This is a genomic window from Desulfoconvexum algidum (assembly GCF_055382125.1).
Genome location: NZ_AP042394.1, coordinates 6,269,095 through 6,285,584, shown reverse-complemented (window position 1 = coordinate 6,285,584; position 16,490 = coordinate 6,269,095). Strand labels below are relative to the sequence as shown.

Here is a 16,490-nt window from a genome sequence, read left to right as displayed (position 1 = left end):
TCCGGGAAATTAAAAATAATCATCTGCATCCTCCAGCAATTGTCGGGCTTGTTTTTGCGCATAGGTGTTCACAAGGGTGTATCCGGGTACAACAGGATTGGTATCCATCACCTCTGTGAGCAGTCTGTCATGCAGCGGTCTGTCAAATATCATTCGTGCATAGAGTTTGGCAAATATCACCTTGACCATGAGGTTTCTGCCCTGGGACAACTCAATGGCGCGTTCAAAATAGCGTTTGCCCTCTTCGGGTTTCCCCCCCATGGCCGGTGGCAGGAAGGTGGCCAGGGTGCCCAGATATAGAAAAGCGGCACCATCTTTATAGGATTCATCCACCTGGGTAATTTTGAGCATGATGGCTTCAATTCGGGAAATATCTGCCAGGGCATTGAAGTCATTGGTATTGGCCATGATCCAACTGGCCCAGGCATTGCCCAAAGCAAATAAATAGGGCAGATCCTCAGCGTCCATGGAGGCGATCACCGCTTGAAATTGTTCAAAGGGCTTTTTCTTCAGGCCGCAGGCATCATCATTGGAAATACACATGGCCTGGTTTGCATATCCCAGGGCCTTGGCTGCCATTTTGCGGGATCGTTTTGTATCTGTGACAAATACATCTGCATAGGCAGTGTACAATTGGGCCGCCGTTGACAGCATCTCTTTGGAATCAGGGTCTTCACTGATCAGGCTGTCGATCATGAGAAGGTAGGCCGGAGCCCCTGCTTCAACCAGGGACAAATCATCATTGTTCACAATGGTATCAGACAAATGGGTCATCATATCGGACTTGACGGAACAACCGGAACACAATATTAACCCCACAAACCCGAGGATGAAAAATGAGGAAAAGAACCTTCCGGTTATCAGGGGCCTTGGAATCAGAAGCATCATGATCTTAAATATCCTATTCTTAAGAATCCTAGTCCTAAGTATCATAGAAGAATAAACCCCTTTTAAGTTCAACAGGTATCAATAACAATGTTCACTGACAAAAAAGAAAATTAGCCTGTTTTTTCAAAAAAAGCAACCGGGATTTGTGGGAAACCAGCAATTCTGATATGGAAATAATGGGTGGCATTCACGATCTTATAAATTTGATTCAAAAGTCCATGTTGATTTGGATTGAAAATTGCTGCAATTGATATTTTTTTGATAAAATCGAGGGAATTTTACTTTGAATTGGATAATTCCATGGTATAGTAAAGCAATTGAGTTTCGTTGGCGGAGTAAAAATTTAATAAACAGATTCAAAAACGAAGAAAAGACATGAATACAAGCGCTATCCTGAAAATTTTTTTTTCCCGCATAGGCGGTATTCTTTTAGGGGGGATCCTTTTTTTGACGGGTTTGCCCGGATGGACGATAGCCGGTCAAAACAACCAGAAAATCTATGTGATTCCCGTTGAAGGAATGGTTGAACCAGGAATGGCTGCCTATATCAAACGGGCCACAGAACAGGTCCGGTCTGAATCCGATGCCATGATCCTTTTTAAAATGGATACCTTTGGGGGACGGGTGGATTCCGCCTTTGAGATTGTGGGCACCATTTCAGCTATTCCCAAGGGAAAATCCATTGCCTTTGTGGAAAAAAAAGCCATTTCAGCCGGTGCCCTGATTGCCCTTGCTTCCAGCACTCTGGTGATGAAGGAACATACCCTGATCGGGGATTGTGCCCCCATTCTCCAGTCCAAGGAGGGCCAGAAAGAGGCCGGGGAAAAGACCCAGACCGTATTAAGGGCCCAATTTCGCTCCCTGGCAAAGAAAAATAATTATCCTGAAGTTTTGGCTGAATCCATGGTGTCCAAGAATATGGAGGTCTACCGGATCACCATGGCTGGCAAGCAGCAATACATGGACAAACAGTCCTATGATGACCTGACAGAAGACCAAAAGAAACAGGTGACAAAAAAACAGACCATCGTGGCCGCAGGAGAGCTTTTAACCATGGATGATCAAGAGGCTTTTGATCTGGGCTTTTCAAAGCAGAGCGTGGGGGATCTGGACCAGGCCCTGGCCTTTCTGGGATATGAGGATTATGAATTGATACTTCTGGATGAATCCTGGTCTGAAAATCTGGTTCGCATGCTTCATCCCTTTTTGCCGGTTCTCATGCTACTGGGGATCGGTGCCCTCTACACGGAAATCAAGGCCCCTGGTTTTGGATTCCCGGGTATTCTCGGCATCATCTGCCTGGGGCTGGTCTTTTTTAATCAACATCTGGTGGGGCTGGCAGGCAATACAGAATTTTTGCTTTTCTTGATTGGATTTTTGCTGCTGGGAGTGGAGGTTTTTGTCCTGCCGGGATTTGGTGTGGCCGGTATCTCAGGGCTCCTGGTCATTGCGGCAGGCCTGGTGCTTTCCTTCCAGGGCTTTGTCATTCCAGACCCTTCTTTGCCCTGGGAAGGACGGCTGCTGCTCCGGAACCTGGGGGTGGTGCTGGGATCTTTTATGGGGTCTTTGCTGATCTCACTGTTTATGGTGAGGTTTGTACTGCCCAAACTGTCCCTCCTGGTGAAAGGACCCTATTTGTCCACCACACTGCAAGATTCCCATGCCGACTCGAACCAGGCCCTTGGTGTCAGCCCCGGTGAGGTTGGGGTTGCCCTGACCCCCTTCAGGCCTTCGGGTAAAATAAAGATTGGCAATAAAAAAATTGATGCCATTGCCCAGGGGGAGTTTATCCCTTCTGGAACTCCTGTCCGGGTCGTGTCGGTGGAGCAAAACCATGTCATTGTCACACCAGATGTTGACGATAAGAGGATTCAATGAAACTGTATATACTTCCCGTACTGCTTCAATTTCTGGGGATGCTGGTAATCCTGGCGGAAATATTTATTCCCTCCCTGGGCGTGTTAACGGCCATTGCACTGGGGCTGCTCGGCTATTCCCTGTACCTGGCCTTTACCACTATTTCCACATTCAGCGGTATGATCTTTGTCGGGTTTGATCTTCTGGCAATACCCCTTCTTTTGGTCCTGGGATTGAAACTTCTGGCGGCTTCTCCCCTGTCCTTGAAAAGCAAATTGGCCAGTAAGGACGGGGTGGTCTCCCAGGCACTGGGGTTTGAAGAATATGGGGGTAAACAGGGAATTTCAGTTACCGACCTTCGGCCTGCAGGGATTGCCCTTGTTGAGGAGAAACGCCTGGATGTTGTCACAGACGGTGACTATATTAATGCCAACACCCCCATCATTGTAACCGGGGTCACCGGCAATCAAATAATCGTTGAAAAACAAAGAATAGATCAGAATCAAGAAACCTAGGTAGATTAAAAATTAAGGAGAATCGTTTATGGATATCATGTATATTTTGTTGATCATTGCCGGTATCATCGGTCTGGTGCTATTTTATTTTATTTTTTCCTACGTTGGCCTTTGGCTCCAGGCCCTGGTGTCAGGTGCAAGCGTGGGCCTGCTCAATATTATTTTTATGCGGTTTCGAAAAGTTCCCGCCAAATTAATTGTTGAATCCAAGATTATGGCCATCAAGGCCGGGATTGACATTTCAACGGACAGCCTGGAGTCTCATTTCCTTGCTGGCGGAAATGTCTCCCGGGTGGTCCAGGCACTTATTGCAGCGGACAAGGCCAATATTGACCTCGGGTTTAACCGGGCGGTTGCCATTGACCTGGCAGGTCGGGATGTCCTGGAAGCCGTTCAGATGTCGGTGAACCCCAAGGTGATTGAAACCCCTTTGGTGGCAGCCATGGCAAAGGACGGGATCCAGCTCAAGGCCCTTTCCCGGGTTACGGTTCGGGCCAATATTGACCGGTTGGTGGGCGGGGCCGGAGAAGAGACCATCCTGGCCCGGGTGGGGGAAGGAATTGTCACCACCATCGGGTCTGCCGTTACCCACAAGGAAGTGCTTGAAAATCCAGATATGATATCCAAGACCGTTCTTGCCAAGGGGTTGGACTCCGGGACGGCCTATGAAATTTTATCCATTGATATTGCCGATGTAGACGTGGGCAAGAATATCGGTGCCGAGCTTGAAACCGACCGGGCCGAGGCGGACAAGAAAATCGCCCAGGCCAAGGCCGAGGAAAAACGGGCTATGGCATTTGCCCAGGAACAGGAAATGAGAGCCCGGGTCCAGGAAATGCGAGCCAAGGTCGTGGAGGCAGAGGCCCAGGTGCCCCTTGCCATGGCAGAGGCATTTAGAAGCGGGAACTTAGGCATCATGGATTATTATAAAATGAAGAATATTTCCGCAGACACCAAAATGAGAGACAAGATTGCCACTCCGGAACCGGATCAACAACCATAACCGGGCTAAATAGATCGATCCAGGGTCCCTGATCTTTTTCTATCAGGGATTCTGGATTACATCGGATCACATCGAATAACCTAAGGATCTGCCATGGATTTTGATTCAATCATATCATTTTTACTGATCATTTTATTTTTTATCACGCCGGCTGTTTTAAAGCGGCTCAAGAAAAAAACACCGGCATCAGCCCCGGCAGGAAAGGTCAAAAATTTGTCCTTGTTTGAGAAACTGGGGGAACAGATCCGGCAATATGCCGAAAACCTTGAGCAGGATGCCGCAAAGGGAAAGCAGCCCCGGGAAACCCAGGAAAATATCTGGGACCAATTGGCCGGGGAGGAGGACTTTCAGGACACTTATGAGGAGTCCCCTGAAGAAGCGTTTGCGCCGGTGGCTCAACCACGTGTATCTGCCGCAGATCGGGTAATGCCGGTAAAGGAGAAGGTGGGCCCTGCCCCAACGCCAAAAAAACATGTTTTTGTTCAACCGCCTTCTTTGACAAGCGTCTTTGGACAGCCAAAGTTCTCGGCGAATCAGCTTCAGCAGGCCGTTATCTGGTCGGAAATCCTTTCAAAACCCATTGCCCTGCGCAGGGATTAGAACCAAACTGCCTAGGGCAGGATCAGCAATCTTTCACTGCGCCAAACTCTGACAATTCGAATTCTGTCGATATCCCTGCGATAAACAATCCTGAAAGGAGGACGTATTAATTCTCTTAAATATGCCAAATCAAATTCCGGTACCCTTCTTCCCATATCAGGCTGTTCTGAGAGCAGTTCAATATCTGCAAAAACCTTTTTAACAAGTCTTTCTCCAGCATGGGGGATCTTCTGTTCATTGTAGTATTCAAGGATCTCTTCCAGATCAGAGAGTGCAGAATGTGCAAATGTAATCTTTAATTGAGAAAACATATTATTTAATATTCAGGTGTTTTTTTGCATCATCAAGACTTACTTCTCTTCCCTCTTCGAGATCAACCATTCCTTTAAGAACCCCTTTCATAAACCTACGTTCCTCAGCGTCCGATTCAAAGTCACTGAGTGCCTGAAGTACTGCAACTCCCCGGCCTCGATTTGTCAGAAGAACCGGTCTATGCGCTTCCTGGACTTGTCTGATTATTTTTCCAGGATTGATTTTTAGATCGCCTATGGGAACAATATCCTCTGAAAATTTTGTATTCATCATACCCCTCTATTTGAAATTAGTCTATTAACAGGTCTATTAATAGTACCTTTTAACAGTACTTTCAATATTATAAATTAAATATTGTATATCCCAAATCATCCTCAGATAAAATTTTGGAACTTGCATTTTATCGACACAGGCACAGGCAGTTCTCTGGGTTGAAACTTTTTCAAAACTGCTCTGCATAGGTATTTGAAAGATACGTTCACCTTTTTGATTTATGGAAAGGGGATTCCGGTGGTTACGTTAAACTTTTCCACCTCAGAAAAGCTGACCGCTTTAAGTTCTGGAAATATTTTTTCAGGGACACCGCAATCTCGAAAAACGTTTTCCCAGTTATCTTTTACAGTAGAAGCCATATCGTTTACAATATGTAAGGCATCCTCTGACTTTAATCCAAATGATCCTGGTCGAGTTAACGCATTCTCAATAGTTGCTCTATGCCCCTGGTCCCCGATATTTAAGTATAATTGTTTTTCCTTTATACCCTCGGGTTGGGTAACTATATCGTATGCCGGAGATAACCTCCAGCCGGAATCTTGATGTAAGAAACCATGATTCTTTAAATGATCATCAAAATTATTACACAAAACATTAAAGACCATTCTACGGTACAATTCCTCAAGGTCTTCAAACAAATGGGTGGGATTTCCATGGGTTCTATATTGTTCAGCAATATTCTGGTAGCTTTTACTTTGATCTTCTGTGGACCCGGAACCGACAGTTTCCCCTTGTATCCCTAAAAGAGTCCTTGCTGAAATAAAAGGGATCCTTAAATTTTCTTTCCTGTCGAATCGTTCAATTAAAAACAGATCTCGATTTAAGACCTGTATAACCTTGGTTTCCGGAACATTGATGCCGCACATACCTGCAAGCTTCATCGTCGCATTTTCAACACGACAGGTTGACCAGGAATCAAATTTCTTGCTGAACTTAACAATCCATTGTTTTCCTTCATAGGATGTGGAACATTTAGGTTGAGCACCACCTAAACTTGACCCTCTAACAAGGAACCTTTTCTGTTCAAGGGGAAGGTCTTCTTCGTTTTCAATTGAATCAGAAAAATGGATCATCTGCTCAAGGTTTAATGTTTCTCCATGGAGATCTTGCGGAGAAACATTAAAAGGGAAAACTCTTTTAGGGCCAGAGAGATCCGGGCCAAAGGCTAAGGCACCGACTCTATCATCATTGGAAGCTGTCAAATAATCATATTCGGTCAAACTTTTATCTTCTTTTAGGGAGTCTAAGATATGTCGGCCCCAGTCATCAGGGGACGCATCTCGGATTCCCCCAAACAGCATCTTCCATCCAACCCGAGTGAAAAACCGACCTTTTTGCAAAGGTAACAAAACTGGATCTATTGAAATAGCATTGGATCGTTGAAGATATTTACTGCCATATTCAAAAACGGCTGAACTTTCCCGGCCTTGTCCACGCATCCCTAAAAGTCCTGCCGGTACAAACTCTCCGTTCAATTGAATATATACGTAGGTTCCTTTGGGGTCAGCCATTTTTTAAAACTCCATATTTTTGTTATGTTCAGTCGGCCTTTTAATTTTTTTTGGAATCCTTTGTAAATCTTCTTGTAGCCCAGCAGAGTCCCTTTCAGGAGAAGCCAAATCTGATAATTGATCTTCTATACCTAAAACCCATAGAACTTGACATAAAATATTTAAGCTTACACCACCATCGCCTTTTTCAAGTCGGTTAATAGTGGCAATAGAACAAAAAACTCTGGTTGCCAATTCTTTTTGGGTCATTCTCCGCCGCTTCCGTGCTACTTGAATATTCGAACCGATCTTCTCAATCAATGCTATTAATTGAGAAGGTATCGCATTCTTTGAAAGGCTTTTCTTAGTCATATCGGCTCCCTTGTATATCATATATATTATATTAAGCTTGTATAAAACAATATATATGATAGATATATGTTTGGCAACCGTTTCTTTTCTGGTCTAAAGATCATCTTAACAGGGCTTTAAATATTAAATATAAATATTGTATATCTCAAATTGCCCTCAACATTAGAACCCATGTCTTCATCATCCAAATTTATCTGCGGTCCCAAAATAGTTTGCATTCTGTGCCCCTTTAATATACACGCTTGAGGTGAATATTCTGTAATAGGCGGATCAATATTGAACCGATAAAAATGACAATGGCCATGAACCAAACCACACTCAAATACTACCAAAAAAATGGAAAAAATATAGCACAGCGGTATGAATCTGCAGATGTATCGGATTTGCACAGGGTTTTAAACGCTTCTTTTAAATTGCCTGGTACTCTTCTGGAATTAGGATGCGGTTCAGGACGGGATGCTGCGTTTATGGCGAAACAAGGATTTAATGTCACAGCTGTTGACGGCTCGGCCGTGATGATTGAATCTGCAGTGTACTACCACCCTGAATTGTCCGGCTGCCTCCATACCCTTCAACTTCCTGAAGAACTATCCGGCAGATTTGGTAAATTTGACGGGGTGTTTTCCATTGCCGCGTTGATGCACTTTTCCCGACCCCAGATTGAAACGATCCTAAAACAAGTTAACGCCCTGCTGGTTTCAAAAGGGAATTTTTTCTTTTCTGTCCCCATTCAACGAGATGATATCCGGAACGATGAATTTGATGCAAAAGGCCGGCGGTTTACCACCATGACCGAGGCTCAATGGTTAGATATTTGCAGAAAATACGGGTTTGAACTCATCCGGTCCAACACCACAAAGGACGGGCTCGGAAGAAAGGGGATTGCCTGGCTGAACTGCCTGACGAAAAAATCCGAATAAATATATGACATTTCACCCACGAGTGTATCCCGGATTTGATAAAGACCTTCTCCGGTCGGTTGAAAGCAGACTCTTAAAACTCGGGTTCAGTCCGTTGGGCTCAAGCTTGAGGGGATGGCTTTTTGTTAACGAAAAAACCCATGCTGCTGTTCTTTTAGACCATGGGATATGTGATGGCCGTTACCCCTATAAATACACGGAATATACCAAAGAACAGAATTCACTGATGCATCAATACAGCAGACTCTTTCGTTTTACAGTGGATAACAGCCAGGAACTTGATGAGGCTGAAATTTTATTAGAAACTCTCCTTTTGGGTGAATTTAATGAAGACAAAATAAGCGTTAGCGGTGTCAACAGAGAACTGCAGGAGATTGATCCAACAATGCCTGAGGCCTATTTTGAACAGGCCTTTATTGATTGTTTCGGCCGTGAGAAACTCGATCGTGTCCAGCGGGAAATCCCTGTTATTGATATCAATGGGATGACAAGATGGGTCGATTACTATCTTCGCCGGGAGGATTTTGATATTGCGATCGAAAAAAACGGAGAAAGCTTTCATCACCCTCTGATTATTGGGCCAAGCCGATATAAAAAGCAATTGATCAAGCAAAATTCTCTGGTGGCATATGGGGCAAAAGTATTCCGCTGGTCCCTGCAGGCCATGAAATTCACAGACAATTTTTCCGATGAGATGCAATTGTTTTTTGGCCCTTCACATAATTTTCTGCTCTCCCAGAAAGTTTCAGTCTCAAGAAAATTCAAACTATTTGGCCACCAGGAAAATGTTCTTGAAGGGATACAAAAAGAAAGGAGTAACGGACTCACTTCTTTTTTGGTGGTTTTACCGACAGGGACCGGGAAAACAGAAGTTTTAATTGCAGATTATTCAAAAGAATTTAAAGCGGGGCGTGCAGAGAAAACATTGGTGATGGTGCCGTCCAGGCAATTGAGAATAGATCATATTGAAAAATTGAAGCTTCGATTAAAAGATTATAACCTTTCAGATCAAATATCCGTCGGCCAGGACCCTGTTTCAGATTCCGTCGTCATACAAACTTATTCCTGGCTGAGTCGGCACTATCAGAAAATACCCTTTGATGCCTTTGATTATATTGCGGTTGATGAGGCACACCATTCAGTGGCACCAACCGTTCAAAAAGTGATCCAGCACTTCATTCCGAACACCTTGATCGGTTTTACAGCAACAGACCAGCGCCTGGATGAAAAAAAATTAGAAATGGTTTTTGGAAAATATGAGACAAATTTAAGCCTTCAAAGTGCCATAGAAAAAGGAATGCTGGCACCAATCAAGGCCTTCCGGATTAAAAGTAATATCGACCTGAGCCAGGTCCGGTTCAATGGTAAGGATTACATAGCAAGCGACCTGCAAAAAAGGGTGATTGTACCGTCTCGAGACCAGCTGATTATAGATGTTCTCCTGAAATATTTTATAGGTTCAGGCCTGCGCGGAAAACAGGGCATTATTTTCTGTGTATCGGTAACTCACGCTGAGACCATGGCAAAGTTAATGAAAAGCCAAGGGATCTCCGCCATGGCCGTGAGCGGTAAAGAGACACGGTCTGCCGATTATATCAAAGAGTACCAGGATGGGAAAATTCAATTTCTTACAACCTGCTCCCTTTTAAATGAAGGCTGGGACTCCCCCCGAACAGCCGTAATTGTCATGGCCCGCCCAACCATGTCAAAGGTGCTTTACACCCAGCAACTGGGGCGGGGGACGAGGAAATATCCGGGAAAAGAGGCGCTTTACGTGATTGATGTTGTTGACAACTACGGCGGTGTCGGCGGGTTCAGCAACCGCCCATGGTCGGTAAATGCATTATTGGGAATTCAACGATATTTGCCCTGGGGAAACGTGTTGAATAAAAACCGGAAATCATTTTCAAAAGAAGAAGTTATCTTAGCCGGGCTGTATGAACAGGAAAGATCGATTGAGCATATCAATATTTTTACCTTTGAGAATAAATATCCGGATCATATAAACGATGAACAACTGGCCAGGGAATTGTTTGTTTCCACAGGAACTGTGAAAAGCTGGGTCAGGAAAGGTAAAATTACGCCTGCGGTGACAGTACCCGTGGGCCGCCAGAAAATAAACTATTTTGCACCCGGCCAAATCGATTATATTATTTTAAACCTTAAATTAAAACGCCATGATGAGACCACCCAATACGATGATTTTTTTGAATTCATTGATCAAGGTGATTTTTCAATGTCCTATAAAATGGTGATGCTCCTTTCCATGATTAAAGTTGCCGATCACAACGGGGAGTGTAACCTAGGTCCATTGCTTGAGGAATATGTCAGTTTTTACAGGCTCAGGCTTGAGGCGGGATTGAAAGTAGACAGGCAGAACTGCCCCTACAGCAATGAAATGGTATTTAATGACCCGGTTGCCATGAAAAGAAGTCTGCTGCAGAACCCATTTGAAAAATTTGAGCGCAAGCGGTTTATGTACCATTGTAAAGACCTGAATCATATTTCTTTTTCAAATAATTTATGGACACAGATCAATAATTCCAAAGATCTGAACAGATTGAAAGCCACCTATTTCAAGAGCTTGATAGATTATTATGAAAATTTGGACGAACTGCCTGACGAATCAGAACTAAGAAAAAAATGGAAGATTCCAGAAGAAGGTGTTGTAACTGAACCGGAAATTTTGGAAGAAGAACAGATCAAAATTATTGATTTTGAAGATATTAAAACCGCAAGATTTAAAACTGCCTTGCCACTGGTGGGGGATATAGCTGCAGGAGAGCCGTTCAGGGGGTTTGATATTGACGATCTGCAGAATGCCGATGACGATCTGCAATGGATAGAGGTTCCAGATAAATATTGTAATGACCGCAGTTTTATCGTACGCACCGCCGGAGATTCCATGGAACCGACCCTGATGAAGGGTGATTATCTTGTCTGCGAATACCACCGTCATCGTCAGGAAAATCACTCCCTGGTCATCATGGGAGATTTTTCGGTCCTAAGTGCCGGAGAAGTTGCCGTCAAACGAATTTCAGAGTCTGAAAACCACTGGGTTTTTAAATCAGATAATCCATCATACGATGATATTCTTCTTGAAAAAGAATATGATGACCAATATCCGATTTTAGGCACCGTTATTTATAATCTCACAAAGTCAGAACCCTGTCGATGAATGACAAGTTCCGACCGGGTATTTAATCCGGACAATTTCGGATACGGTCCACTGCCTTGCGGACCTTTGAAAAATTGATGCGTTCCTGCTCCAGTCGCAGGTTTGGGGCATGAAGATTTTGCCGCAACGCATCGTAGACCCTGGCTTCATCTGTTGTCAGCAGGGAAAGCTCTCGGTTTGCAGGAGAGGATTCATGGCCCCAGAGGGGCTTGTGGGACAAAAGTGTGGCCTCATCCATGAGAAAGGACCGGGTCTGGGGGAAATAATGCCGGATTTGATCCAGCATGGCAAACCCGTGGGTGTCGATATCTCCCCAGTACCAGACGGGCTTGCCAGCCATCCACCGGGCCTGGGAAAGGGTGGACAGGCCGTATCCGAGCCCGAATATCACCAGGGCCTTTGAAAAAGGCGGAAAAGCCAGGCCGTTGATATCATTTTCCACAATAAATACAGTATCAGGCGTTATGGGCAGGTGACAAAAGTCGTTTTCCGGTATTTCCAGATCTGACAGGCCCATGAGGGTAAAATTTGGATCAAGGGTGCGGAACCTGATGCGGGCAGGTTTGGATCGAAACCCGAATCGGTTTTCAAATGCGGCTGCTCCTCTGGCCTGTTCCTTAACAGCATCCCCGGGAAGAACGCAGGTGAGCAGTTTTACAAGCCAGGATTTATGGGTTTCAATGAATTTGGTGTCTACTTCGGAAATTTCAAGCTGGCGAAGATAAATCCCGGGGCAGGGATTTTTTTTCATATACGAGACAATGGCCAGAAGTTTTTCCCAGACAATGCCATACTTCAACACCTCATGGGGTTTCTGGATTAACAGTCCGGCAAGTTCCGGGTATGGGATTGTGATTTTTTTAAAAAGAGTTTGATACTGCTCTGCCTGTTTTGTTTCCCGGCCTGGGCCTTTATCTGCGCCACCCAGGTACGGGCTTTATCAAACTGGTGGGTAAGTTCACGGGCTGTGGGGTGTTTTAAAGGGATGCGCAGGGGTTCAAAGGGCTGATCGCTGACACAGAGCGTCAGGATTTCTCCTGTGGCCCACTTTCGTTCAAGCCGTTTTCGGATATCCTGGTTCCGGGTCCAAGAGGTCATTTCTCTTTTTCCTTGCGCTTGCTGCGGTATTCCTCAACGCTCATGTTCCGAAGTTGTGAAATCCGGCCGTCCTGGCAGTATACCAGGCCCACAGCATTCACATAGGGTTCAATGATATGGATTTTCTGCAGTGGGGTAACAATGAGCAGTTGGAGGTTTAGTTTTTTAAACAATTCCAGGCTGTAGCGGGTGGATTCGTCTGATCCTCTGCCAAATGCTTCATCTATGGCCACAAACCGGAAGGTCCGGGATCGTATGGCGCCCCATTCCAGACCGAATTGATAGGCCAGGCTGGCTGCCAGGACCGTATAGGCCAGTTTTTCCTTTTGGCCTCCGGATTTTCCACCCGAATCCGTATAATGCTCGTATTCGCTCTGGTCTTCCCGCCAACGTTCAGATGCGGCAAACACGAACCAATTCCGGACATCGGTGACCTTTTTGCTCCATCTTTTGTCAATATCGCTCATACCTTCCCTTCCCCTGAATCGTTGGATCAAGTCCCGCACCTGGAGAAACTTGCTTTCAGAATAATGGTCCTCCTCCGATCCGGTCAGGGAGCCTTCGGTGCAGGCTCGAAGTTGCTGCTGAAGATCCCGGATATCCACATCCGGGTTCCTCTGGGCCTCAAGAACAATGAAGCGCCCGGGGTTGTATTCAATATCAGACAGGGACTGGTTGATTCGTTCGATGCGTTCCCGGATGGTTTCCCGCTCCCGGAGGAATTGGGATTGGAAGTTGGCAACCTCACGGATGGTGTTTTCATTGAGCAATTGTTTGAAACGGGTTTCAAACCGGGGCAGATTGTCGGTCTGAAGCGTTTCAAGCATGGACTTGTATTCCGGCCCGGAAGAGACGGAATCATCCACCTCACGGGTTTCCAGTGGAAAATCCCGGCGAAATCCGTGCATGGTTTTTACAATCCGTTCTTCCAGGGTGCTGATCCGTTTGCCCAGGCTGTCCATGCGGTCCTGGATGATTTTACGCAGCTCTTCTTCCCGCCCCTTGCAGGATTCAATGGTCAGGGTATGCTGGGTGAGTTCTTTTTGCCGCATGGATTCCAGTTTTTCAAAAAGAGATTCAAGTCGCTTGGCCTCATCTCCCCGGGCTTGCAGGTCCGCTTCACAGTTTTGTATTTCCAGGCGGGTGTGGTTTTGTCTTTCTTCATTTTTAGACCGGGTGTCCCGGACTTTTTTCAGGTCCTGTTCCGTGGTATCAATTTTCTTTTCAAGGGTTTCAAGCTGATGTCCCAGTGCCTTGAGTACATCGGAATCTGCCTCCAGTTGATTTTTTTCTGCTTCCAGGCGGGTGATATCCCGGGTGACTTTTTTCCAGTCCAGATCACAAAAGTCTCTGAATTCACCCAGGCGGATCAGGTTGGTGATTTTTTCCTGGACGGTTTTTTTATCTGTTTCCAGGCTTGAAAGCGTTGCCGCAAAAGCCTGCATCTTTTTTTCAAGGTCCTGGCATTGTAACGTGAGGGCTTTGATTTTGGCTTCATTGGTCCAGCCCAGAATATAATGGGACCTGTCTCGTATATCCCTGCGGTCATCTTTTTCATGGCGTTTGCCGCTGGATTTTGTCTGCCCGGATGTTGTCACAGCCATGGGTTCCCTTTGAAACTGACGGATATCTGTACAGCAGGCATAATCAAATCGGGTTGCCAGCTCTCTTTCAATCCAGGAATAAAAGGGGGATTTCGGTTTTATTGACAGCTTTTTTGCCAGGGATGTGGGGTGAAGATCAATCTCTATTGGTTTGTTGGTAAGCCGCACCAGATAATAGACCAGCCGGCCTCTCAGGTGGGTGGCATCCACCCAGCGGGCAACCTGCTTGTAATTGTTTTCATATACCAGCAAAGAGAGACCGAAATTGTGAAGCAAGCGCTCAGCCGGGCCTTCCCAGTCCTCTTCCTCTTTTTTTACCTGTATCAGTTCTCCGGCAAACGGCAGCTCTCGTTCATCCAGGTCAAGATGGGCACACAGATCCTTGCGAATACGGATCTGGCGGGCATGGATATTGCTTTTTCGCCCGGACAGGGAGGTCAATTCGAGTTCGAGCTCATCATACACGGATTTGAGCTTTCTGAATTCAACCTCGGTGTCGGTGCGCCTGTTCTGTATGTCCGCCTCTCGCTTGCTTAAAATATTCTGCTGAGCGTGTATCTGACCGGCATTGTGATCAAAATCATCCTGTGTATTCACGATCCCTAAGGATAAATTCTGGGCCAGGTCGGCATATCGTTCTGCCTGGTTCCGGCGTTTGTCCCTTTCGCGACAATTCCGGTTTATATCCGCCCGGATACGCTCAAGACGGTCCCCGCCGTTTTCTGCAATGGCCTGTTTTAATTCATCCCGTTCCCCCATGAGTTCCCGGCCTTTGATATCCAGGGTATTGATTTTTCGGTCTAACCGTTCCCGCTCGCCTGCCAGGAGGTTCATCCGTTTTTTGAGCAAGCTTCTTTTAAGAAAGGAGAAAAAGGGGGTCAGGGCATTTCGGCATTCCCTCAGCTCTTCTTTTTCTGCTGTTAACAGTGCCTGTTTTTTGCAATCCCCGACCAGGGGGGTCAGCCGGTTGATCTGATTTTTGGCCTTGAGAACGGCATCATGGGCCCGGTTCAGGTCGTCAAAATGGTGAATGAGCGCTTCTATGCGGGGGGCCACATCAAAGGCTTCGAGCATGTGTTCTCTGACAAAATCTGTGAGATTGCCCACGGATTTCATGGAAACGGTCTGGTGGAACAGGGCCATGGCCTGTTCATTTTCAATGCCGAACCGTCTTCTGAAGGCAGCCCCGTATTTGGGGAAGGTTTCAAAGATCTCGACTTTGGACAGTTTCTTCAGTCGTTTTTTGAGCCGACTGATATCCGGACCGAAATCACTGAAATGATCTGTGATGGACAGAACCCTGTCCGCAGTCAGGTAAAACCGTTCGGGCTGGCCCTGAATTTCCCTAGTCCAGAAAACCTGGGCCAGGGTCACATCCTGGACAAACCCTTTGTTCTTAAATACCCCAAGGATCACTGAGAAACTATTGTGGTCTCTCAGGGCAACGGATTTGGAGGCATGGCCGATATCACTTCTCTCGGACTTGTAATATCCTTGCACATAGGATCGCAGGTTGCGTTCCCGTGTGTCAGCCCCGGCCGCTTTGTTATAGGACACCCGATGAGCCGGGACCAGCAGGGTTGTCACCGCATCCACAAGGGTGGACTTTCCCGAACCGATATCTCCGGTCAGCAGACCGTTCCGGCTCTGGAGATCCAGTCGCCATACTTGTTTATGGAAGGTCCCCCAGTTGTATACCTCCAGGGTGTGGAGACGAAACCCGGCCAGGGCATCGTCTGGTGAGAAATCAAGGAGTGGTTCTTCCATCAGCTGTCCTCTTCTGGATTGTCTGAGTCGGTTACCATTTTTTCATGGTATTCCCTGAGCCGGTCATCAAATTCACGGAGCCACTGGGCATCCACAAAGGCTTTTAGAATACGGACCACTTCAATCTTGTTCGTTTGACCTTTCAGGCGGCGGATAAATCCCAGATCCGCAATTTTATTCAGGTGGGTCTGTATTCGGTCCAGCAGAAGGGCTTCATTGCCATGGGACGGGAAAAACACCTTGACCATATCTGCGATATCTTCAATAGATAAAATCAGTCGGGTATCACTTCCTGATGAATCACTTTCAGCCAGTTTTTTTCTCAAAAGGGCAATGATCAGGCTTACGGGATAGGACAATTGTCTGCGCCCCACCAGCCGGGGCAAAGGGTCTTCGCCTTCATCCGGTTCGCAGGTTTTCAGCCAGGCATACCCTTCGGCAGGGTCAAGCACCAGCTCAAGTCCCAGGACCTTCACATAATCTTGCACGGGAATCTGCTGGTTTTCAAGCTGTTGCCATAGTCGTTCATCCTTTTCCCGGAATACCACCCCTTTCATCAGTGAGATCAAAGGCTTTGATAGGGAGTCTGTGTGATGGTCTGTTGTATCCATTA

14 protein-coding genes and 1 pseudogene are annotated in these 16,490 nt (G+C 46.1%); 6 read left to right on the top strand and 9 right to left on the bottom strand.

All coding sequences use genetic code 11. The annotated features are described in order from the left end of the window. Nucleotides 1-9: 9 nt before the first annotated feature. Nucleotides 10-888, bottom strand: a complete 879-nt coding sequence (locus ACZ45G_RS28280) for a TRAP transporter TatT component family protein (protein WP_464173931.1) — start codon at nt 886-888, stop codon at nt 10-12. A gap of 375 nt (nt 889-1,263) precedes the next feature. On the opposite strand from ACZ45G_RS28280, the gene ACZ45G_RS28275 reads away from it, so the two are divergent. From ACZ45G_RS28275 to ACZ45G_RS28260, 4 genes are all read left to right on the top strand, one after another. Beyond that, nucleotides 1,264-2,766 (top strand): NfeD family protein, encoded by a 1,503-nt coding sequence (locus ACZ45G_RS28275; RefSeq protein ID WP_464173930.1) that lies wholly within the window; start codon nt 1,264-1,266, stop codon nt 2,764-2,766. Continuing rightward, nucleotides 2,763-3,260 carry an NfeD family protein gene (locus ACZ45G_RS28270; protein WP_464173929.1) on the top strand — a complete coding sequence of 166 codons (498 nt, stop codon included), beginning with the start codon at nt 2,763-2,765 and terminating at the stop codon, nt 3,258-3,260. The genes ACZ45G_RS28275 and ACZ45G_RS28270 overlap by 4 nt, the downstream gene beginning before the upstream one ends. A gap of 28 nt (nt 3,261-3,288) precedes the next feature. Then, a complete protein-coding gene (gene floA, locus ACZ45G_RS28265; RefSeq protein ID WP_464173928.1) occupies nt 3,289-4,263 on the top strand; it encodes a flotillin-like protein FloA in 975 nt (324 codons plus the stop codon). Between the two features lie 93 nt (nt 4,264-4,356). Continuing rightward, nucleotides 4,357-4,863: a hypothetical protein gene (locus ACZ45G_RS28260; protein ID WP_464173927.1), complete on the top strand. Its 507-nt coding sequence runs from the start codon at nt 4,357-4,359 to the stop codon at nt 4,861-4,863. Nucleotides 4,864-4,874: 11 nt separating this feature from the next. On the opposite strand, the gene ACZ45G_RS28255 is transcribed toward ACZ45G_RS28260, so the two are convergent. From ACZ45G_RS28255 to ACZ45G_RS28240, 4 genes are all read right to left on the bottom strand, one after another. Beyond that, nucleotides 4,875-5,174, bottom strand: a complete 300-nt coding sequence (locus tag ACZ45G_RS28255; RefSeq protein WP_464173926.1) for a type II toxin-antitoxin system RelE/ParE family toxin — start codon at nt 5,172-5,174, stop codon at nt 4,875-4,877. Nucleotide 5,175: 1 nt separating this feature from the next. Continuing rightward, nucleotides 5,176-5,448 (bottom strand): type II toxin-antitoxin system Phd/YefM family antitoxin, encoded by a 273-nt coding sequence (locus ACZ45G_RS28250; RefSeq protein ID WP_464173925.1) that lies wholly within the window; start codon nt 5,446-5,448, stop codon nt 5,176-5,178. A 218-nt stretch (nt 5,449-5,666) separates the two neighbouring features. Then, nucleotides 5,667-6,887, bottom strand: coding sequence for a type II toxin-antitoxin system HipA family toxin (locus ACZ45G_RS28245; RefSeq protein WP_464180043.1), 1,221 nt, complete (start codon nt 6,885-6,887; stop codon nt 5,667-5,669). Nucleotides 6,888-6,962: 75 nt separating this feature from the next. Then, nucleotides 6,963-7,310, bottom strand: a complete 348-nt coding sequence (locus tag ACZ45G_RS28240; protein WP_464173924.1) for a helix-turn-helix domain-containing protein — start codon at nt 7,308-7,310, stop codon at nt 6,963-6,965. Between the two features lie 302 nt (nt 7,311-7,612). Here ACZ45G_RS28240 and ACZ45G_RS28235 point away from each other — a divergent pair, with 302 nt between their 5' ends. After that, nucleotides 7,613-8,230, top strand: a complete 618-nt coding sequence (locus ACZ45G_RS28235) for a class I SAM-dependent methyltransferase (RefSeq protein ID WP_464173923.1) — start codon at nt 7,613-7,615, stop codon at nt 8,228-8,230. Nucleotides 8,231-8,234: 4 nt separating this feature from the next. Continuing rightward, entirely contained in the window at nt 8,235-11,408 is a 3,174-nt protein-coding gene (locus tag ACZ45G_RS28230) for a DEAD/DEAH box helicase family protein (RefSeq protein ID WP_464173922.1), read from the top strand. A 22-nt stretch (nt 11,409-11,430) separates the two neighbouring features. Here the strand turns inward: ACZ45G_RS28230 and ACZ45G_RS28225 are convergent, their stop codons facing one another. From ACZ45G_RS28225 to ACZ45G_RS28210, 4 genes and pseudogenes are all read right to left on the bottom strand, one after another. Then, nucleotides 11,431-11,925, bottom strand: coding sequence for a Wadjet anti-phage system protein JetD domain-containing protein (locus ACZ45G_RS28225; RefSeq protein WP_464180041.1), 495 nt, complete (start codon nt 11,923-11,925; stop codon nt 11,431-11,433). Nucleotides 11,926-12,114: 189 nt separating this feature from the next. Then, a pseudogene (locus tag ACZ45G_RS28220) lies at nt 12,115-12,506 on the bottom strand (DUF3322 domain-containing protein); the annotation flags it as partial. Then, nucleotides 12,503-15,877: an ATP-binding protein gene (locus ACZ45G_RS28215; RefSeq protein WP_464173921.1), complete on the bottom strand. Its 3,375-nt coding sequence runs from the start codon at nt 15,875-15,877 to the stop codon at nt 12,503-12,505. The gene ACZ45G_RS28215 and the pseudogene ACZ45G_RS28220, both read right to left, overlap by 4 nt. Next, on the bottom strand, nt 15,877-16,488 hold the full coding sequence (locus tag ACZ45G_RS28210; RefSeq protein WP_464173920.1) for a DUF4194 domain-containing protein: 612 nt from the start codon (nt 16,486-16,488) through the stop codon (nt 15,877-15,879). The genes ACZ45G_RS28215 and ACZ45G_RS28210 overlap by 1 nt, the downstream gene beginning before the upstream one ends. Nucleotides 16,489-16,490: the final 2 nt, after the last annotated feature.

Coding starts and splice junctions, on each gene's coding strand:
- ACZ45G_RS28280 (WP_464173931.1), bottom strand. CDS start 888: ATGATGCTTCTGATTCCAAGGCCCCTGATAACCGGAAGGTTCTTTTCC.
- ACZ45G_RS28275 (WP_464173930.1), top strand. CDS start 1,264: ATGAATACAAGCGCTATCCTGAAAATTTTTTTTTCCCGCATAGGCGGT.
- ACZ45G_RS28270 (WP_464173929.1), top strand. CDS start 2,763: ATGAAACTGTATATACTTCCCGTACTGCTTCAATTTCTGGGGATGCTG.
- floA (WP_464173928.1), top strand. CDS start 3,289: ATGGATATCATGTATATTTTGTTGATCATTGCCGGTATCATCGGTCTG.
- ACZ45G_RS28260 (WP_464173927.1), top strand. CDS start 4,357: ATGGATTTTGATTCAATCATATCATTTTTACTGATCATTTTATTTTTT.
- ACZ45G_RS28255 (WP_464173926.1), bottom strand. CDS start 5,174: ATGTTTTCTCAATTAAAGATTACATTTGCACATTCTGCACTCTCTGAT.
- ACZ45G_RS28250 (WP_464173925.1), bottom strand. CDS start 5,448: ATGATGAATACAAAATTTTCAGAGGATATTGTTCCCATAGGCGATCTA.
- ACZ45G_RS28245 (WP_464180043.1), bottom strand. CDS start 6,887: ATGCGTGGACAAGGCCGGGAAAGTTCAGCCGTTTTTGAATATGGCAGT.
- ACZ45G_RS28240 (WP_464173924.1), bottom strand. CDS start 7,310: ATGACTAAGAAAAGCCTTTCAAAGAATGCGATACCTTCTCAATTAATA.
- ACZ45G_RS28235 (WP_464173923.1), top strand. CDS start 7,613: ATGAACCAAACCACACTCAAATACTACCAAAAAAATGGAAAAAATATA.
- ACZ45G_RS28230 (WP_464173922.1), top strand. CDS start 8,235: ATGACATTTCACCCACGAGTGTATCCCGGATTTGATAAAGACCTTCTC.
- ACZ45G_RS28225 (WP_464180041.1), bottom strand. CDS start 11,925: ATGGGCCTGTCAGATCTGGAAATACCGGAAAACGACTTTTGTCACCTG.
- ACZ45G_RS28215 (WP_464173921.1), bottom strand. CDS start 15,877: ATGGAAGAACCACTCCTTGATTTCTCACCAGACGATGCCCTGGCCGGG.
- ACZ45G_RS28210 (WP_464173920.1), bottom strand. CDS start 16,488: ATGGATACAACAGACCATCACACAGACTCCCTATCAAAGCCTTTGATC.